This is a genomic window from Bacteriovorax sp. BAL6_X (assembly GCF_000443995.1).
Lineage (GTDB): Bacteria > Bdellovibrionota > Bacteriovoracia > Bacteriovoracales > Bacteriovoracaceae > Halobacteriovorax_A.
Genome location: NZ_AUMC01000003.1, coordinates 224,814 through 244,428, shown reverse-complemented (window position 1 = coordinate 244,428; position 19,615 = coordinate 224,814). Strand labels below are relative to the sequence as shown.

Below are 19,615 nucleotides of genomic sequence, written 5' to 3'. Positions count from 1 at the left end.
GAAATTATACATATTTTGCAGCTACATAGCCAGAGGACCAGGCCCATTGGAAGTTATATCCTCCAAGTAGTCCTGTAACGTCAAGTACTTCACCAACAAAGTAAAGATTCTTTTGCAATCGGCTCTCCATTGATTTAGAACTTACTTGATTTGTATCGACGCCACCTCTAGTAACTTCTGCCTTTCGATAACCTTCAGTACCACTAGGTACAAATGTCCAATGGTGTATAACTTCGATAAGCTTTTCTTTCTCTGCTCCTGACAATTCCGCACAATTTCTATTTAAAGGAAGCTCGTGCTGAGCAAGCCAAAGCTCTACAAAGCGAGTTGGGAGATGTCCCTTTAGAGCATTCACTAAATTCTTTTTCTTATGCTCTTTTAAGATTCCATAAAGATCAGATTTAGGCAGAAAATTAATTTTCACTTCATCTTTCTTATTCCAATACAAAGACGCTTTTAGAATTGATGGGCCACTTAGTCCCTTGTGAGTCCATAGGATATTTTCAAGAAATTTCTTATTACCTACTTTTACTTCCGATTCAATTGCAATTCCTGCTAAATTTGCATTAACCTTGTCCAGCGTGAACGGAACAAGTGCTGGCGTCGTCTCGATTAGTTTATGACCAAACTTCTTGGCCACACGATAACCGATATCCGTTGCACCAAGGCCAGGAAAAGAAAGGCCCCCCGTTGCAATAACAAGTGTTTCACTTTTGAAGGTTATCCCATCACTTAAAGAAATTATATAATCATCTTCGTGTTCAACATTGACTACACGACTATTTACTCTTAACTCACAGTTGCTTGGAATAGATTTTTGTAGAGCCTCTAGAATCCCACGAGACTTCTGATCACAAAAGAGCTGCCCTAGAGTCTTTTCTGTATACGTTAGATTATGTTCAGAAATAAAAGAAATGAAGTCCCAATTAGTGTATTGGCTTAAGGCCGATTTACAAAAATGTGGATTACTTGAAACATAGAAATTTGGAGTGATATCAAGATTAGTGAAATTACAACGGCCTCCACCAGAGACAAGAATCTTCTTTCCTGGGCCCTTGGAGCCTTCAAGAATGAGAACACTTCTTCCTCTCTTGGCAGCATGAATGCCGCAGAATAAACCTGCGGCACCAGCACCAATGATTATGACATCATATTTTTTCATTTAATTAGAATGAGTTGCGAGAGTTTCCTCTATTACCGTTTGAACGTCCTGAGTTACGACGGTTACCAAAGCCACCACGACCGCCACGATCACCACCGCGTCCACCGCGATCACCACCACGGCCAAAACGTCCACCACGACTACCATCGCGTCCACCATCACGTGAGCGCTCTTTTGTCGCTTCAAATCTTAGCTTTTTATTACCGATAAATACTTGCTCTTCACCGTTAATAAGTAGTTTTCCACTTTCGATAGGAATATCAATGAAAGAGAATTTATCTTTTAACTGAACGTTACGGATCTTCCTCTGGTCAATATTAAGCTCTCCTGCAATTGCATCTAAGAAAGACTTAATTTGAGCACCGTCATCACGTCCGTAGTTTACGAAACAACGGATATTTCCACGGTTGTCAGCTCGAACTTCACCACGAGCTCCTCTCTCACCTCTTTGTCTTGGCTCCATATCAATGATTGGATTCATTTCAAAACGCTTTAAATTATCAGAAAATAGTGACATGTACATAGCTCTTAGAACTTGTTCTTTTTCTAAATGATCAAAGTTTTCAGCGAAAATATTGAAGCTTTCATCAAGGTTATCATCACCTTCAAGTTCTTCAAAGATTTCATCAAAGTGATTAAGCTTACGACGAACCATTGCACCTTTAAGAGTATCGACAGTTGGAATTCTTTCTCTTTCGATTTTCGCTTTTGTTAGTCTTTCAAGAGCAGAGATCTTTCTAATTTCACTTGGTGAAACAACTGAAAGAGCTAGACCTTTTTGACCTGCACGCCCTGTACGACCAATACGGTGTACATAAGACTCAAGATCTTGTGGAAGGCCATAGTTGAAAACGTGAGTTAAGTGATCAACATCAATCCCACGTGCAGCAACGTCTGTACAAACAAGAAGTTTAACTTTCTTATTCTTGAATTTCTTCATTGTTACATCACGGTGCTTCTGATCCATATCTCCGTGAAGAGAATCTGCAAGATAACCTCTAAGGTTTAATTCATCACAAAGAGAGCTTGCTTCAAGCTTTGTCTTTGTAAAGATAATCCCGTAGTAATCTTCAACAGCATCAAGAAGTCGGCAAACCGCTTCTCTCATGTTTTGGTCACGTACTAGGTAGAACTTCTGAGTGATATTATCATTTGAAAGAGTCTTCTTTTGGACTCTTACGATCTCAGGGTTATCTAGGTAGTTTTTGATTAGATCAAGAATTGCTGGTGGCATCGTTGCAGAGAACATCCACGTCTTCTTATTTTCAGCTTGAGCAAGAATATCCTTAACATCATCAAGGAATCCCATATCAAGCATTTCATCTGCTTCATCAAGAACTGCGTACTTAACATTTTCAAGCTTAAGTACTCCACGATCGATAAGGTCAAGAACACGTCCTGGCGTACCTACAACAATTTGTGGTTTAATCTTTTTAAGATTTCTAATTTGATTGTCAATTGGTGTACCACCATAAACTGACATCGTTTTAACTGATTCAAATGTTGAAAACTTTTTAATTTCTTCATTGATTTGGTTGGCAAGCTCTCTCGTTGGAGAAAGTATTATTGCTTGGATATTTTTCTCATTTCCATCAATACGATGAAGTAGTGGAAGAGAGAAAGCCGCAGTCTTACCTGTACCAGTTTGGGCCTGACCAACAAAGTCAGTATCTTTTTCAATTAGTAATGGAATAGCATTAGACTGGATATCTGTAGCTGTTGCGAACCCTCTATCTTCGAGTGCACGAAGCAGCGATTCCTTAAGTGGAATTTCGTTAAAATTCAATTTTGACTCCTTAAACGCAAGCCTAGAATGCTGGCCACGGATTTTTTTACTCGACAAGAGCGGGATAATGACTAAGTGACCGTCATTTTTAATAGGCGTATTTTCATAATTTCTGGGACTCTAACATGCTAGACGCTGTGTTTCAAGGGCCGTGGAAATAATACAATTGTTCAATTATTAATTGTATTAAGCTCAGATCTTAAATTTTTGGCCATATTACTGAAAAATGTTGAGACCGTTATCGATTTATTAAGCAACCAATGGTCTGTACTGCAAGTAAATGTGTACGTATAACGAGTTTTACCACTAGCGGACGGCATAATATAGTAAACCCCACCAGAAGTCTGCATCACACTGTTATTACTAAGAGGAAATGAGATATAGGACTTCGACTGTTTATCATTCATCATCTCCATCGTGATTTTGAATCCGTCCATATAACGATAGACACGAATAAGGTCATTATATGTATAAAGACCGCGATTATACGACCTGCGCTTAACAACAAAACGCTTGATTTCATTCTTATCCAGTTTTTTAACTTTAAGATCTTTGATTATTACTGATTCAATAAGAGAATCACTTGAGTATGGACATGTGAAAGTTTTGGCAGAAAGTGTACGCTTATCCTTGTATTTATTATTACAACGTTTATCAAAAGCAAGCACAGTCTTTAAAACCTTATCAACAGGCTGAGCAATCGTATCGCTTATTGTCCCCTGATAGAAACGAATTCCCTTCTTTTTTCCAGAAAGCATTGAAACATCATATTCCTTTGATTTTTCACGGTAGTCTATTTCAAAATTTTTAATATTAAATGCATATGATGAGATTGCAGTAATTACTAAAATAAGTGTCTTCATGCCATTTATTTACCACCATTTGAAAAGTTGGGCAAAGACAATAGGACCAAAATAAAAGTGGCCAAATAAAACTATATTATTCTCTATTATCTTTATGATCGTTGAAGAATCGATCAACTGCATCTTCACCCTCTTCCGCGCTAACTTCTAGTAATGTAATCATCGCATCGAGAATACGATCTTCTTCATCAGCAGAGTATTCATTATGGGCAAGACGATCCTCTAAGCTTCTTATAACATGTTGTAATGCCGTTTCTTCTGCTAAAATTTGTCTTTTTAAGAGAAGACTATCAAGGGCCTTTTGCCTCTTTATAATTGAAATATCGAGGGATGTGCTATCATGCTCTTGATGATAAACTTCCTCTTTGATTGTAATTAACTTCTTTTCTAGCTCTAGATCAAATTCACCAGCAAATGAATTAACTGATATCAATAGAGTTAAGAATGCGATTGATAATATCTTCATGATTATTTCCTTTAATTTAAAAACTGAACTAAAATCAGATTATCATCAACAAATAATACTGTATCTAATCATGAAAGCATTACAAGTACTGTACAAATGATGCACAAGAAATTATTGAGGCCCTTGCAATTTCAAAAGGCCCCAAATAGCTGAAATTCTTTTATAGATCGCGAAATACTTCGTCTTCAATGAATTCAGAAGTTTCAAAATTCTTAAACCAAAGCTTCGCAGAGACAGTCTTTAAGGTCTCACCAGTTTTTACATCTTTTATTCCAATATCAAGATTGGCAATGTCACCAGCGATCTCATAACACTCCTCTACAGTTGTATTATCAATAATACGCTTTCTGGCCCATTCATGAAAAACACGACTCATTTTTATTCTAACAGGTAAGTTATCACCAAAATTTCCTTGTACCATACAAGCTGTACTTAGCGGCACGGGCAACGGTTCAGTCGTTTGATCACTTGCAAACGAGTTAAGTCCCACAATAAGCACAAGTATAGACAATAATCCCTTTAACATTTTAGGCATAAACCCTCCTCTCAATAGAATTTACATTTTCTTATGAGAAAACCTATCAACATTCTAACTAGGTCGACAAACCAAGTTCATACAAATTGAGAGAGTTTAAGAAAATATTAACCGAGCATTAATACCCTTAGAAATTTGTCATTGGAGATATGGGAAAAATAACTTCTGATGAACCGGAAAATAGAGAACGTCCTCCCCAGTAATCAATATACTTATAGCGAAAGTAATAGCGCCCATCGCGAGAGCTATGCCAACAAAACTCTGACTTATCAGACCAGATCTCCCTAACAATTCGCTTCATCTTCTTATCGCGATAAATTTCAACATAGTATTTCATTGCGGTCTTATAATCCGGAAGATCGACTCGGTAACACTTACCTTTTGAATTATATTTCATCACATACTTATTTAATTGAATCGGCTTACTATTTTTAGGAGGTGTAAGAATGAAGTTTATTTCACCAAAAGAAACGAGTTGATTATTTTCAAAATGAGAGACTTTTAATTTATAATGGCCAGTTTGATTTTCCTTGAAGAAAAATATACTTTGATCAACTTTCTCTCTATTTATGGCTTCACCTTTGCTGTTGAGAACTTCGACAATATATTTACCAGATGGAGATCGTTGTTTAAGAGACGTCCAACTAAAAGATTCAATAATCATTTCCTTTTTATTTTTAGGTTGTCCCCTTTCAATCACAATCTGTTGAATATCGTCTTTCTTAATATCCTCAACCTCTTTTATAACTTCAGTAGTTTTCTTGATTTCTAATTTAGGAGTTACAATTTTATCTTTAGGAGGATTCAAAAAAGTTGAAGCAATGACAATTCCAACAACGATCAAAGAAAATAAAATTAAATAATTAGTTCTATTTTTTTTCAGAACTGATCTCTCTTCTTTTCGGATTTGAAAAGTCATATTTTTTTCTTACAGTACGATATTCCTTTTGAACTGCAACAAAGTCTTTGTAATATAAAGTAAAACCAGGAAAAATAAGATCATAATCATCAATAATCTCTTTGTTATTATCCCAAATATTAATCCAGAATCGACTATTGCCTTCATATACATATTGAGAAATTTTCCCAAGAGTATCATCCTTCTTAATTAAGTATGGCTCTCCTTCAGGTCTTATATATTTTATATTTTCAGGAATTCTTGGAACCTTAATTGTTTGTCCAACATGGAGATCGACTGTTCCATTTAGATCCCTAATCTCCTTCCACCTACGAATATCTTTGTAGAGATAGAAAGCAATTTTCATGGTCGTATCAAACTTTTGAACAACATATAAATCATAGTCTATACTTGCAGATGCTGGTGCACGATTATCTTTAAATGAGGTTTCTTTTTCAATGATATTTCTTTTTGGGATATCTTCGTAGATAGTATCCGAACGCAAGAGATCATTTTTCTCACTATCAGTTCCAAGATTGAAGACAAGGTCATCTTGAGTTAGAACGAGAGTATCACCTTCAACAACTGAGTTTTCATCTGAATAAAGCCTATAAGTATCAAATGAACAAGATTGAAAAATAAGAGCGATAAACAATACTGTAGTAAAATTATACTTTTTCACACACACCTCAATATATATTGTCGGCATTAGTGAGCAAAAGTTTAAGTTTTATAAAATATAGCCAAAACCCAGCCCCACTCGTAGTGTTGTGATATCTGATGGGCCGCTCATCCAATGATATTTAATTAAGCTATGAGCAAAGAAGTTATTCCCGACGTTTTTAAACAGGTATAAGAGAATTTTGCTACCAGTAAAACTTTGTGTATTTTCTGCGTTAGCTAAACTTATGCTTCTTTGAGATGATAGCGACTGTGAATAGCTTAATTTAGTAAAAATCCTATGTCCTAGTACCTCTATTGAACGAGAGGCTCCTACAGTAAGGTAGAGCACTTCATTTGTATCGAAAGTAACAAGGTCGTTCTTCTGTAAATTTTCAAGATTGAAAGTATTAAACTTTTCAAAATCAAAGCCTGCATACAATGAGATAGCAGGAGACTGTAAGCGATAAGAAAAATAAATATTGCCGCCAATTTCAGGATCGACCTTAACTTCATCACTAGTATAGTTGTCTATCTCAGCAGTCGTTAGATAAGAATAGTAAAGACTGCCAGAAATATTATATGAACTATCCTTTGGATAATAAGCAGAGCTTAAACCTAGAGAGACTGGTGAATTTTGCAAAAAGCTAACATCCGCATAAGATGGGTTAGCTTGTGAAAACTTTCCATAAGAGGCCATATAAAAAACAGAAGAACGAAATGTATTTTGCTCTAGCTTTTCTTTTATTCTATTCATACTATTTTGACTTATTTGTTCTGTCTTATTCAGCTGATGTTGGTAAACAGTGAATTTATTATAATCTAGTAAATCGACTGAAATATAAAGCTGAAGAATCGTATCCTTGTGGAGTTTTGAAAAGTCTATTTGATTCGCCTTCATTGTTCGCTTAACCATTTCGTGGTTAATACTGACGACAGCTTCATCAATAATAAACTTCTTATATATTTCAGATAGTCGTTCTCCATCAAAAGCTATTTGATATGGGAATTTAATAAAGTCGACATTTTTACTACTAACTACTTCTTTAAAATCAATTGGCTCTGCACTTACAGTAAAGAAACAAAAGAGAGTTATTAGAATTACCTTGATAATTTTCACTTAGATCCAATTTTTAACCACAATATATATTTAATTATAGCAAATGATTGATTTGAAGCAACCTTCTACGTGCAGAGTGGAACATAGGATCGTTTAAACAAGTAATACGATTAATTAATTTTACGAAGTTGGAGGTTTAAATTGAGTTAACAAGATTGCATGGGACCCTCTTTCGCTCCCATCATGGTCGCTCATCAGGGTTGCACGGCTTCAATTAGCCTATTACTAATTGCCGCCTGCAAAAAAGGCAAAAAAAAAGACCGCGAAAGCGATCTACCAAAAAGATGGTGCCCAGAAGAGGACTTGAACCTCCACGCCAAAGGCACTAGATCCTAAGTCTAGCGTGTCTACCAATTTCACCATCTGGGCACAATTAAAAATTTTTCAAAAATTTCATTGGTAAGGCGTGAGAATATTTATAAGGGAGTTCATTCAAAATGGCAAGAAAAAAATTAAGCTGCTGTTTTATTTTTATTATTCAGCTTTCTCTCTAAGTCTTTAATTTTATTTGAAAGAATTTTATTTTCTTGATTTATTTTATGATTATCTTTTTTTAAAGAGGATATTTCTGTTTCCATCTTCGATTTAATCTTATTTTGTTTATCCATTAGCTTCTCAAGGTGAGCAATTTTCTTATTTCCTACTCCACCACTTGCAGCGGCCTTCTTTGCTTTTTCTAGTGTTTGAATTTGAGACTGAGCAAATTTAAGTCTTTGCTTATACATCTTAATTTCAATATTAGCGTCTTTTAGCTTTGTCTCAATATCTTCACCTGAGTCAGCACCACTAGATGCTCCCCCATTAAACTTTGATAATTCTTTTTCTAGGCCCTCAACCTTTAAGATCTCTTCTTTAAGCTTTTGTTGGGCCAGAGAAAGCTCTTGTTTATCTTCTGCTGCTGATATATTAGCAGCATCAACTTTTTGACTCATTACTTCGATTGAATCATTTTTAAGTTCGAGTTCTTTTGAAAGTTGTTTAACCTTTTCTTCTAAATCTTGAGTTGCACGTTGTTCTCCCATACCTCCTAGAGGAGATTCACCATCTTCAACACTATCAGGAGCGGCATTGCTCGATGATTGCTTTGCTTGCTCTAACTTGGTATGCATTTGCTCAAATAAGTGACTCATACGAGCTACTTTTTCTTTCATGGCAAAGTATTCTGACTCTCTTATAAATTGCTCTACAGACTTACCACTGCTCTCTAGAACCTCTTCGACAAGACTTCCTTCAACACCTTCTTTAACTGTTTCAAAGTCTTCTCTTGGAATATTATAATTTTCTTCAACATAGCCTTGAAGTGAATTCAGATATTCATTATAGGTTTCTGGACCTTTCCCATTAAGAATTTTAGACTTAATTTCTTCTTTTAGAGAGTCATTATCAACTGGCCAATTCTCGGCTTTAACAAGGTCTTTTAAAGTATGTCTATCTATCTTGTTAAAGAAGTTTTCATTAAACTCTTCGCGACTTTGATCCTCAAAACTATTAGTAACAGTAAGCCTGATCGCTTCTTTTAAGCTCTCCGCTCTCTCTTTTTTAAGAACTGACTTTTTAATAAACTCGATATCATCATCAGCAAGAACTTTTAACATTTGTTTATCTGAATAAGCCTCTAGGTGATCGAGAAAGTCATCGTTTGTAACGTCCCTCTTAGAAAGAAAGTCGATCATACGCTTTAATTCTTTAAGTGTTACTTTTTTTACGATTGGATCATGGAAGTTAGAGTGATCTACAATTTTCCCATTAGGGTTTACCGCGAGTTCACTATTAATACCAACTCTAGACGTTTCTACTTCATAATCAAAACGCGCGATATATGACTTCTTCTTTTGTAGAGAGAATCTTAAATCCAATTTTCCTTTCTTACGATTTACTCTTAGGCAAAGGTATGAAAAGTCATTCGATATAAAACGATAAATCTCATTAATCAATTCATCATCTATAAAAATAGAAGAAATATTCATACTAATGAGTAGCTCTTCGTCACTAAATAGCATTTCCATTTCAACAGGAGCACATTCTCTTACTAAGACAATACCATTAAGCACTCCTTGTAAACTTAACGAGAGGTTTTTAATATCAAATCCGTTTTCATGTGCCTTAAAATTTGCGAGATCACAGTAGTAACCGACACTAAAGCGAGAAAGAATTTTGTACTGCTTTACTTTCGTAAATTGTGGAAAAATACGATTTTTAGGAGTTTGTAAAACACCAAAGTAATTTTCAATTTCATTTAAAATAAATGAGTTTTCAGTATAGATGGCATCGGGAGTAAGACTGACTTCACCAATTTTAACTTCTTCACTAATATAGACTACTTTTCCCATTGGATTAGTATTCTTATAAGTAATATCATCAACAATAATATTTTTCTTATCCGCTAGCTCAGTGATGTTTTCGACTTGAATAAAATTTAAGTCTTCACACATTAATTCAACAAGCTTACCAAAAAGCTCTTGCTCAATGAACGTGTAAATTTCAATTCTATTAGTCACCTAAGCGCTCCTATCGATATCTTCTTGCGAGAAGATTTCATTAAAGTAACGATAGTCTTTTACATTTTCTAAAATCGATTTAAAGATAACTTCAATATCATTAGAATCAAACTCTATCTCTAAGGCGAACACTCGATCATGAACCTTACGCCATAGCCCACTAACATCGTCATTCAAGTTATAATCGACCTCAAAAAAGTCCTTAGATAGGCTCTTTAAATACTTAACATTGTCATATGTCTCTTCTAGGCTTGATAACTGATCTGTAACACAAACACCGCTTCGGCAAACGTATGAATAATATGTCAGCAGAATAGTGTTAAAAACTTCCTTTAAAAATTTAAAGTCGAGATAGCCAGACACTAGTGACAAGTAAACAACAGAAGAAGCGATAACTTGTGCCTTCTTAAAAGTAATTGCACTTGTTTTAATAAATTGTTCTTCAAGATTTATATTTTCATTATTAAATTCATAGAAAGTTTCATGACAAATAAAAACGAAGTCTAGTGTAGAAGATTTCTCACTATCTTTTAAAGCACGATAGAAGTCCACCAATATAAGATTACGATAACGTAGTTTAACCTCTTCCAACTGGGCCTTCTGAAGATCCATAAAGTGATCGACAACCTTAGAGACTCGCTCTTCATCGATGATTATTTTTTGGAAAAATTGATCATTTTGTTGAGAAAGTTTTTCTACTAATTCGAGATTTACAAACTCTCCAGCACGACCAATAAGAAGTCGTCTGCCACTTGGACGTGACCAATACAACTCCCCTTTAAGGAGAGGGTTGTTTTTAATCTGCTGGAGGCTTAAGTTTATCTCTCTCATAATCCCGTAAGTTCATAAAATTAGGGCCTATTTCTAGGCCCTCTTAACAATATTTATCGGAATATTAAGTAAATAAATTAAGCTATTTTTTAATAGTAGAGTGTTTTCCTACGCTTTACCTTTAAGCTTTGGATCTAGAGAGTCACGAAGTGCATCTCCAAGAAGGTTTAGTGCAAGAACAAGTACAAACATTGCTAATGTTGCCGCAGAAAGCTGCCACCAAACACCACGAGCAAGTTCAAGTTTTGAATCATCAATCATTGTTCCCCAAGATGGCTGGCCTTGAACACCAAGTCCTAAATAAGAAAGGATAACCTCAGACTTAATCGCCTGTTGAAATCTCAAAGAGAATTGAATGATAACAATGTGAAAGATATTAGGAAGAATATGCTTAAACATTCTTCTCATATTACCAGCACCAAGAGCTGCCGCCGCTTGGACATACTCTCTTTCCTTGTGACGAAGAACTTCACCTCGCACAAGTCGACACAGACCGACCCAAGAAGTTACCCCAAGAGCTAAGAATAATGACGACGTTCCTTTCCCTAGTACCATTGTTACAGCAAAAAGAAGCATGATATATGGAATCGATGCAAGTGAAGTATAAAACCAAACGATGATTTCATCGACTTTACCACCAAAGTATCCGGCCATAAGACCTAGAGTAACACCAATTACTGTCGAGATCATTGCAGTTGAGAAACCAATCCCAATTGCCATCTCTGCACCCTTAAGCGTTTTATAAACAACAGAGCGTCCGAAAATGTCTGTTCCAAATAATGCATCGGCACTTGGTGGCATATAAGATGCACCAATTTCTTTTGACCATTCACCTGCAATGACTCCAAAAAAAGTAAGAGCAGCTAGTAATACATATGATCCAATAACAACCATACTGAAGACTGCGGCTTTATCTTTTTTAAGCTCAGTCCAAGCATGTCCCCATAGTGATTTTGATTCGCTTGATAAATTTGCTGACATGACAACTCCTACTTTAACCTTACTCTTGGATCAACGATTGTATATAGAATATCCGTAATTACTGTGAAGATGATATAGGCCATTGCCGAAAGAATCGTCATTGCCTTAATAACAGGAAAGTCATTATCAAATACAGCTTTTACAGTTAATCCACCTAGCCCTGGAATTGAGAAGAAACTCTCAAGAAGTAGAGCACCTAAAATAAGGAAAGGGATTTGAATAACTACATATGTAATAATTGGGATTAATGAATTTTTTAAAACGTGCTTTAAAAGAACAACTCTTTCACTAAGACCTTTTGCACGAGCAGTACGAACATAGTCTTGGTAAATATCATCTAGAATAACTGTTCTAAAGTAACGAAGGTCTGGACCTAAATTTAAGACCACCATAATAATAACAGGAAGAATGATGTAAGGAATGAAGTAAGGGAATCCATGTTCGTAACCTGAAATTTCAAACCAACCTAGCTCATATGCAAAAAACTTTTGGAAGAAAAGAATATATGCAAGAGAAGGAATACTCATTAAAGAAACACTTATAATAACTAATATTCTATCAATTGCTTTCCCCCTAAAGAACGATACGACAATCGCCAATAAGATTGAAAGAATAGTCGATATTAAGAAAGCCGGAAGTGTTAACGTAAGTGATGGAATCGCACCTTCTTTGATCATTTCAATAATACTCTGCTTAGTTGCCCATGAACGACCAAAATCGAATGTAAACGCAGACTTTACGATACCAATATATTGTTCAACAAGAGGACGATCTAAACCTAGCTCGTGTCTTACCTCTGCAATTTGCTTCGCACTTGCGTGCTTACCTAATAGAAGTTGGGCAGGATCATACCCAGAAAGATTAAAGATTGCGAAAATAATTAAACACACCCCAAGAATGATAGGGATCGTATAAAGTAATCTTCTTAAAATATATGACCAAGTATTCACAAAAACAGCTCCTTAGCTCTTACTTAATTAAAGCATTTCGCTTATTTAAAAAAGCAACCATTTCGATTGCTTCATTAAATAAGCGCCGGAGAAAACTCCAGCGCTATAAATTAATTATAATTTTGATTGCATATTCTTTTTAGCTTCAAGATCAATATCTAGATATTGAGCTTGACCAGCTTCGAAGTCAGTTGTGATGTAGTTCTTTAACCAGCTATGCTTGATTAGGTATGACTGACGGTGAACACCGTAAAGCCATGGAACTTCTTCAGCGGCCAACTTATTAAGCTGCTCATAAATTGCAGTTCTCTCTGGAGAATCTTGCATAATTGAAGCTTTTGCGAAAAGTTCATTGAACTTTGGATTGTCGTAACCTGATCCATTAGCACCTGGTGAACGATTTGGTCCGTAAAGTAGCTGTAGGAAGTTTTCAGCATCTGGGTAGTCCGCGCCCCATGCGATTCCATAAAGCATAACCTGACGAGCAGTGATTTTTTTCTGAAGCTCTGGCCACGAGTTTTGAACAACTTTGATGTTTACACCAATTTCTGCCATTTGTTTCTTGAATAGCTCACCAATCTGTCTTGAAGTTGAAGAACTTGGACAGTCATAAGTAATTTCAGGCAGACCTTTACCTTCTGGGTAACCAGCTTTTGCAAGTAGTGCTTTGGCTTTTTCAAGGTCACGGTTTCTGTAAGGGTTTACGTAGTCAGGCTTATTACCAGCAATTCCCGGAGGAACAACTGATTGTGCAGGAAGAGCTGTGTCATTATAGAATAACTTATTAAACTCTTTAACATTATAAGCAAGAGCAAGTGCTCTTCTTAAGTCAACATTGTGAAATAGTTTTAAATCGTGATTGAATGCTGTGTAAGTAACATCTAGAGATGGTGAAACTGAAAGTTCAATTCCTTTCTTAGCAAACTCATCCCCTAGTCCCTTACCTGGTGTAACAGCTGATTCAAAGTTATCTTTAGGAATACCAATATAGTCTACTCTACCCTTTAGGAAGTTTAGCCATCTTGGTTGATCTTCTTTAATAATATTAACTTCGATTTTATTTACAAAAGGAACTGGCTTACCAGCATACTTAAGCATGTGCTTGAATTCATCACTTGCTTCAGTTGGGAAAAGTTTCTTTCTAAAGTTAGGATTTCTCTCGTAAGTAAATTTCTTTGCAGACTGACGGAACTCCTTAAGCATAAACGGTCCTGTACCAACAGGGTGATTAAGGAATTCTTTCCCGTAGTGATCAACTACCTCTTTAGCGACAACAAATGTGAATGGCATAGCAAGAGAGTATAGGAATTGTGGGAACTGCTTTTTTAATTTAAACTGAAGAGTATACTTATCAAGAGTCTTTAGACCTTCAATAACTTCCGTATAATCAACAGTATCTTTTTTAGAATTTTTCTCACGCCACTCATCAAGACCAACTACCTTGTCTTGAAGTAACCACCAACCAAGTCCCTGAAGCTTTGGATCAGCAAGTCTTTTAATTGAGTATACGAAATCTTCTGCAACTAACTCACGACCTTTACCGTCTTTAAAAGCAGCATCATCGTGAAATAGAACACCTTGTTTAATTTTGAAAGTATAAGTTAGTCCATCTTCAGAAACTTCTGGAAGAGATTCTGCAAGATTTGGCACAAGCGTGTATGGTCTTTTTAAGTAATGATACTCTAGTAGACCTTCGTAAACACGACCAACTTCATTTGAAGAGTACTTGTCGTTTGAGTAAATTGGATCCATTCCCTTCACTTCTGAAGTAACGGCCAGGTGTAGAACTTTTTCACTAAGATCTACTTTTTTTGTACATGAAACTGTTAAAGTTAATAGTCCCATGATTAAAAATGAAACAAGATTCCTTGATTTCATAAACCATCCTTTGTTCAAAAAATTATTGCATAGAATAATACTAGAGTAATTTATACAAGAGATAAGATAAATTTACTAGAATTTATTAGGAGATGGTGTTGCGCTGCTAGATAGAACCGCAGCTATCTACGATTAGATCTAAGGCCAAAACTCTCTGCTCTTTTTGTGAATTTTTCGTTTGTCTAACACCTTCCAGCCTTATGAATCTATATTCGTTGGCCTCGAGTTGGCCGAAGCTTGCATGATACTCATACTTTCCAAGCATCTTTCTTTCGAAGTCTACATTGCCATTGCTGTAATGTGTAAGTTTCCCTTCAAGACACCCACTGTCACAATAATTGCTATCGATATTTTTCAAGTCACTGAAGAAGAGTCGATTTTTTAATAAAAAGTCATCTAAAATTTTTAAAGAGGAATAACGCCCCGCCTTCACTAACTCGGTTGAAATTTTCTTATAAAGAGTTCCTTGAATTGGCCTAGAGGCGTCGAGTGGAAGAATAAGAGTTTCTTGACCTTTAAAAGGAACATCAATGGCCAAACTAAAAGATTTTTTATTCAAAATAGCATTATAAGTAAATCGATCCTGATTTTTACCAAATTTTAAGCGGCCTCGACCTTTAAACTCATTGCATAATCCACTGCTAAGAAGCTTATGGGCCACAACTTTATCAGTTGAGCCCTTAGCATCTATATCATCTTTGATTGGATTTGTTGTACAGGATATTAACGAGATGCCGGCAAGCGCACAGAATCCAGCTTTTCGATATAATTTAGAATTTCTTCGCGTTCGTTTACTTTCGTACAATTTTTAAGTGCCTCGACATAATATTGACGAGCCTTTTCTGGCTTCTTTAGAGAAGTATATATGAGCCCTAGGTGCTTTGCAATGACCACATCATCACTAACAAGGGCAAAGGCCTTCTTAATTTCGCGGTATGCTTTTTGATACTCACCAGTTTTATAATAATACCAACCTAAAGAGTCTCGGATATAACCATCTTGTGGATTAAGCTGAACAGCTCTTTTAATATAAGCATAGGCCTTATCCATATGAACACCTTGCTCTAAATATGTGTATCCTAGAAAATTTAGTGCATGAGAATTATTAGGATCACGCTTTAAGATATCAAGCATGATTTTCTCTGCTTTTGTGAAGGCTTTATCTTTTTCATATAATGAAGCTAGGTAGTATGCATGTCCATCAGTATAGCTATCGTGCTCAACTTGAGACTCCATTAGAGCTATCGCTCTTCCAAGGTCTTTTCTATTTTCGTAGTAGCCCGCAAGAATCACCTCTAGCTCAAAGCGTAACTCTTTCGATGTTAGCGAGCGTTCTTTAACGAATTCAACAAAACGCTTTTCTTGAGATCGGTCTTTTTGTGCATAGGTATTTAAGATATTAGCAATTTGAATATTAGACTCATGAAAGAGTGAACTGTCTTCTTTAATACGTGAAAAATATGTTACAGCTAAGTCACCCTCGTTAGACTTCTGATATAGACTTGCTAGATAGTACAGAACCTTATCAGAATCTGGTATAACAGAAAGGATCTCTTTAAAGATACCCTTTGCATCTTCAATTCTATCAGTCTCTGTGTAAATAACCCCTAACCTAACTTTTAAATTTAGATTTTCAGGATCAAGTGCTAGTAATTTCTCTAAATATGGAACAACTTTTTTATACTCTCCATCTGAGAATAATAAATTAACGTACTTCCCAAGAGCTGTATAATTATTTGAGTCATACTTTAAAAATTTATGATAAAGGATTTTTGCAGATTCAAAGTTTCCTTCTTGCTCGTAAATCATACCAAGAAGAATAGTGCTCTGCTGATTTGTTGGATCTAGCTTTAGTGAGTTATTAAAGTACTTCTTCGCATTCTTGTAATCAGATTTTTCAAAATAAATCTTACCTTTATGGAAAGCATACTCACTGCGATTTTCACGGTCTTTTTTAGAGCAATAACTTAATGTACCAACAGCTTTCTTGAATTTTTTTGCATCAACATACGCCTTCGATAAGTAAATACAAGCTTCACTTAAAATTGGTTTCGTTTTATAGACTAGTTGACGATATAACTGAATTGATTTCTTTGAGCTACCAAGGGCACCATATACACCAGCAAGTAACAACTTGGCCTTCACCTTAATCTCTTTATCTGCGTGCTTTATAAGGTACTCTAGTTCTTTTTTTCCATCTTCTAGTTGGCTCGATTTGATTAACTCTACTGCATACTTTTTTCTAAGGTAAATATCTTTAGGCTTTAGCTCAACAACGTGTTTTAAAATTAGCGAAGCCGAAACAGAGTCACCACTTAACGAGGCATCCGCGGCTTTTAGGAATAGATCACTAGCAATAAAGTTAACTGTCACCTCACCCTTTGTCTTTGCCTCTTCTACAATTTCTGAAAGAGATTGATCAACAAACTCCTGGGCACGCCTTGCCTTTTCAATATCAGTAATCGTATTTGAAAGCTGAGATTCTACATTAGTCTTAGAGTCAGAATCATCTTTAACACTGCTAGTCGTCGCACAACCAACAAGTGTTACTAAAGCTACGGTGCAGAGTGAATTTTTAATGAAAATTTTAAACATTTAATATCCTTGGCCTTACTGCCTCATTCACTCATCGTCCTAAATAGATATTTCTTAAAGAAAATTAATCCTTAATTTCGTAGGGGCAACATAAGTAAGTACTCAAGAATCAACAACTTGCATTAGCTCGACCTAATGCATGATAAATAGTTGAAATCATGGCAAATAAATGGATTCTCTTTGAATTTAGATAAAATTAAGAAGCCTATCCCTTGACAGTTACTGTCATAGACTGTTACTTCTCTGATGCAAATTTCAAAACGCTCAGCAATAGACACAGCGGGAATCAATAAAATATATGAACACCAACCTGTCTTTTGTAATAAGTTGAACTAGTAAGTATTTAATTTTACTTGATATATATTAACGGTGAAATTTATACAAAAAGCTTAACTATTAGAAAGCGTCGTGTTAATTATTAACTCGTTTTAGCTCAAGAGAATTCTAAAATTAAACTTGAGATATATTCGTAAACCAATAGGGGTAGTAGAATGAATGATGTAAGAATTATTAAAAGGTACCAAAACAGAAAACTTTATGACACACACCAAAGTTGCTATGTAACACTTGAAGAGATCGCTCAAATCATCAGAGAAGGTCACGAGATTCAAGTTATCGATAACAAGACTAAAAACGACATCACTTACATGACTCAAATTCAACTTCTTTTTGATCAAGAGAAAAAGTCAACTAAGCCAGGTGACGTAGAACTTCTTAAAAGAGTTATCCGTGGTGAAGAAGGTACATTCACTGGATATATTAGAGGTCTAGAAGGTATTGAAGCTCCAGTTGTTGAAGAAGCTCCAGCTCAAACTTTCAACGCTTTCAACAGTGCAGCAAACCTAAACTCTTCTGTTGAAACAACGACTACTTTAAACTAATATAAGGCAGTTATTACTGCATATATATTTAGTTTAGAGGGTGAAATGATTTCTAAAATTTCAAAATCTATATTAAGGCCTGCAGTTATTTTAGCAGGCCTTTTTATTTTTGGTGTTCAAACACAAGCACAAACAGTTAAACAGCTCACTTCTTCAAAATCAGCGAAGAAAAATTCTGGTGCTGCAGCGGCAGCGGCCCTACTTAGTGGTCAAGAGCTTCACATTCATTCAGTTGGGATCGGAATTGGACAAACACTTCTAATGAGTGATCTAAAAGATAACGGTGAAGATAAAATTACGGCCGAATTATTCTATAACTATAAAGCGTCTTACTCATTTGATTTTTACGCCAACCTACATTATTCAAAGCATGAATTTGAAGACACATATTCAAAAACAGCAGGGCTTATTTTTGGAGCGAAAGGAAAACTATTTCATTACGATGCTTTCCAACCATTCCTTGCAGCAGGTCTTGGTTTTTTTAGACCACAAATTAAGACTGAATCTTATAAGTCAGATGCAAAGACGGTGTTTGGTTATCAACTTGGCGCAGGTGCAGACTTTGATTTAAATAGAAAAATCTCTGTTGGTGCTATGGCCACATTCAACGATCCGTTTGATGTAGATCAAGAGAATCGCTCTGATGTTGAGGGATACTACTTTAAAGTTCTACTTACGGTCTTCTACAAATTCTAATGAAGTTTAAAGACTTATATATCGTCACGGGAAAAGGAGGCGTTGGAAAAAGCCTCACTTCCCTGGCGCTTACTAAGTCGATTTCAGACCTCAATCATAATAAGAATGTTTATTATTTCTCGTTTGAACAAAATGAAGATAAAGAACTAATCAAGTCTCTCGATATCAATACAGTTGAACTAACTCATCTAAGCTCTGTACAAGAGTATATTGCTCGAAAACTCAACTCTAAGACAATTGCAAAGTGGATTGTTTCAACTTCTTTCTTTAAGGCCCTCTTTGATATGGTGCCAAGCTTTGGTCAACTCATTTTTCTTGGGCACATTATTGACCTTGCAAAAGATGAAGAGAATATTGTGATAGTAGATGCACCAGCATCTGGACATCTACTTTCTACAATCCACTCACCTAAGGTCTTTAAAGATATTTTTAAAATTGGGCCAATTGCAAACGATATCGATAAGATGCATAACTTCTTAACGAATAAAGAACACACTCAATGTGTAGTGGTTAGTATTCCAACAGAGCTTGCAGTTGAAGAAGGTGTTGAATTAAGAACTGAACTCGCTGATGAATACAGTATTTCAACAATTGAAATACTCAATTGTGACTTAACTTTGAATAAGTTCCCTGAAGATGATACTCCCGACTTTATTAAAGTAAAGATTGAGAATCAAAAGCAATTGCAGATGAAGTTTCAGGTAAAATATGATCTACACTTCCCGCTAATTATTGCTCAGAACCAAGAGCAACAAGTAAAAGCATTAAGTGACCTGCTAATTGAAAAAATGGATATCTTTAAAACAAAATAATTT

The 19,615-nt window shown here is 35.5% G+C and carries 18 protein-coding genes and 1 tRNA gene; 3 read left to right on the top strand and 16 right to left on the bottom strand.

Translation table 11 applies throughout. The features are described 5' to 3' along the window. Window positions 1–4: 4 nt before the first annotated feature. The 16 genes from M902_RS01340 to M902_RS01265 all read right to left on the bottom strand — a co-directional run bounded on the left by M902_RS01340 (window position 5) and on the right by M902_RS01265 (window position 17,223). Window positions 5–1,162, bottom strand: a complete 1,158-nt coding sequence (locus M902_RS01340) for an NAD(P)/FAD-dependent oxidoreductase (RefSeq protein ID WP_021265912.1) — start codon at window positions 1,160–1,162, stop codon at window positions 5–7. 4 nt (window positions 1,163–1,166) lie between these two features. Then, window positions 1,167–2,948: a DEAD/DEAH box helicase gene (locus M902_RS01335; RefSeq protein ID WP_021265980.1), complete on the bottom strand. Its 1,782-nt coding sequence runs from the start codon at window positions 2,946–2,948 to the stop codon at window positions 1,167–1,169. Between the two features lie 170 nt (window positions 2,949–3,118). Beyond that, entirely contained in the window at window positions 3,119–3,811 is a 693-nt protein-coding gene (locus tag M902_RS01330; RefSeq protein WP_040313713.1) for a hypothetical protein, read from the bottom strand. 76 nt (window positions 3,812–3,887) lie between these two features. Continuing rightward, window positions 3,888–4,277: a hypothetical protein gene (locus M902_RS01325; RefSeq protein ID WP_021266085.1), complete on the bottom strand. Its 390-nt coding sequence runs from the start codon at window positions 4,275–4,277 to the stop codon at window positions 3,888–3,890. A gap of 160 nt (window positions 4,278–4,437) precedes the next feature. Further along, the gene (locus M902_RS01320; protein ID WP_040313711.1) at window positions 4,438–4,812 is read right to left on the bottom strand and encodes a hypothetical protein; all 375 of its coding nucleotides are present in this window, start codon (window positions 4,810–4,812) and stop codon (window positions 4,438–4,440) included. Window positions 4,813–4,939: 127 nt separating this feature from the next. After that, window positions 4,940–5,731, bottom strand: coding sequence for a hypothetical protein (locus tag M902_RS01315; protein WP_021266271.1), 792 nt, complete (start codon window positions 5,729–5,731; stop codon window positions 4,940–4,942). Then, window positions 5,682–6,392 carry a LysM peptidoglycan-binding domain-containing protein gene (locus M902_RS01310; protein ID WP_021266399.1) on the bottom strand — a complete coding sequence of 237 codons (711 nt, stop codon included), beginning with the start codon at window positions 6,390–6,392 and terminating at the stop codon, window positions 5,682–5,684. Before M902_RS01310 ends, M902_RS01315 begins: the two co-directional genes overlap by 50 nt. A 48-nt stretch (window positions 6,393–6,440) precedes the next feature. After that, window positions 6,441–7,490, bottom strand: coding sequence for a hypothetical protein (locus M902_RS01305; protein WP_021265793.1), 1,050 nt, complete (start codon window positions 7,488–7,490; stop codon window positions 6,441–6,443). A 285-nt stretch (window positions 7,491–7,775) separates the two neighbouring features. Further along, window positions 7,776–7,859, bottom strand: a tRNA-Leu gene (locus M902_RS01300). A gap of 83 nt (window positions 7,860–7,942) precedes the next feature. Next, window positions 7,943–9,988 carry a hypothetical protein gene (locus tag M902_RS01295; RefSeq protein WP_021265890.1) on the bottom strand — a complete coding sequence of 682 codons (2,046 nt, stop codon included), beginning with the start codon at window positions 9,986–9,988 and terminating at the stop codon, window positions 7,943–7,945. Beyond that, window positions 9,989–10,819: a hypothetical protein gene (locus tag M902_RS01290; protein WP_021265945.1), complete on the bottom strand. Its 831-nt coding sequence runs from the start codon at window positions 10,817–10,819 to the stop codon at window positions 9,989–9,991. A gap of 108 nt (window positions 10,820–10,927) precedes the next feature. Then, window positions 10,928–11,800, bottom strand: coding sequence for an ABC transporter permease (locus M902_RS01285; RefSeq protein WP_021266318.1), 873 nt, complete (start codon window positions 11,798–11,800; stop codon window positions 10,928–10,930). Window positions 11,801–11,808: 8 nt separating this feature from the next. Then, window positions 11,809–12,750: an ABC transporter permease gene (locus tag M902_RS01280; RefSeq protein ID WP_021266171.1), complete on the bottom strand. Its 942-nt coding sequence runs from the start codon at window positions 12,748–12,750 to the stop codon at window positions 11,809–11,811. 114 nt (window positions 12,751–12,864) lie between these two features. Further along, window positions 12,865–14,628, bottom strand: coding sequence for an ABC transporter substrate-binding protein (locus M902_RS01275; protein ID WP_021266490.1), 1,764 nt, complete (start codon window positions 14,626–14,628; stop codon window positions 12,865–12,867). 106 nt (window positions 14,629–14,734) lie between these two features. Then, window positions 14,735–15,187, bottom strand: coding sequence for a hypothetical protein (locus M902_RS01270; protein WP_156979684.1), 453 nt, complete (start codon window positions 15,185–15,187; stop codon window positions 14,735–14,737). 164 nt (window positions 15,188–15,351) lie between these two features. Then, entirely contained in the window at window positions 15,352–17,223 is a 1,872-nt protein-coding gene (locus M902_RS01265; RefSeq protein ID WP_021265897.1) for a tetratricopeptide repeat protein, read from the bottom strand. A 491-nt stretch (window positions 17,224–17,714) separates the two neighbouring features. Here M902_RS01265 and M902_RS01260 point away from each other — a divergent pair, with 491 nt between their 5' ends. The 3 genes from M902_RS01260 to M902_RS01250 are packed head-to-tail and all read left to right on the top strand — an operon-like array spanning window position 17,715 to window position 19,612. Further along, window positions 17,715–18,104: a polyhydroxyalkanoate synthesis regulator DNA-binding domain-containing protein gene (locus tag M902_RS01260; protein ID WP_021265786.1), complete on the top strand. Its 390-nt coding sequence runs from the start codon at window positions 17,715–17,717 to the stop codon at window positions 18,102–18,104. A gap of 45 nt (window positions 18,105–18,149) precedes the next feature. Beyond that, window positions 18,150–18,800 carry an outer membrane beta-barrel protein gene (locus M902_RS01255; protein WP_021266155.1) on the top strand — a complete coding sequence of 217 codons (651 nt, stop codon included), beginning with the start codon at window positions 18,150–18,152 and terminating at the stop codon, window positions 18,798–18,800. Further along, the gene (locus tag M902_RS01250; RefSeq protein ID WP_021266028.1) at window positions 18,800–19,612 is read left to right on the top strand and encodes an ArsA-related P-loop ATPase; all 813 of its coding nucleotides are present in this window, start codon (window positions 18,800–18,802) and stop codon (window positions 19,610–19,612) included. Before M902_RS01255 ends, M902_RS01250 begins: the two co-directional genes overlap by 1 nt. The last annotated feature ends 3 nt before the right edge of the window (window positions 19,613–19,615 follow it).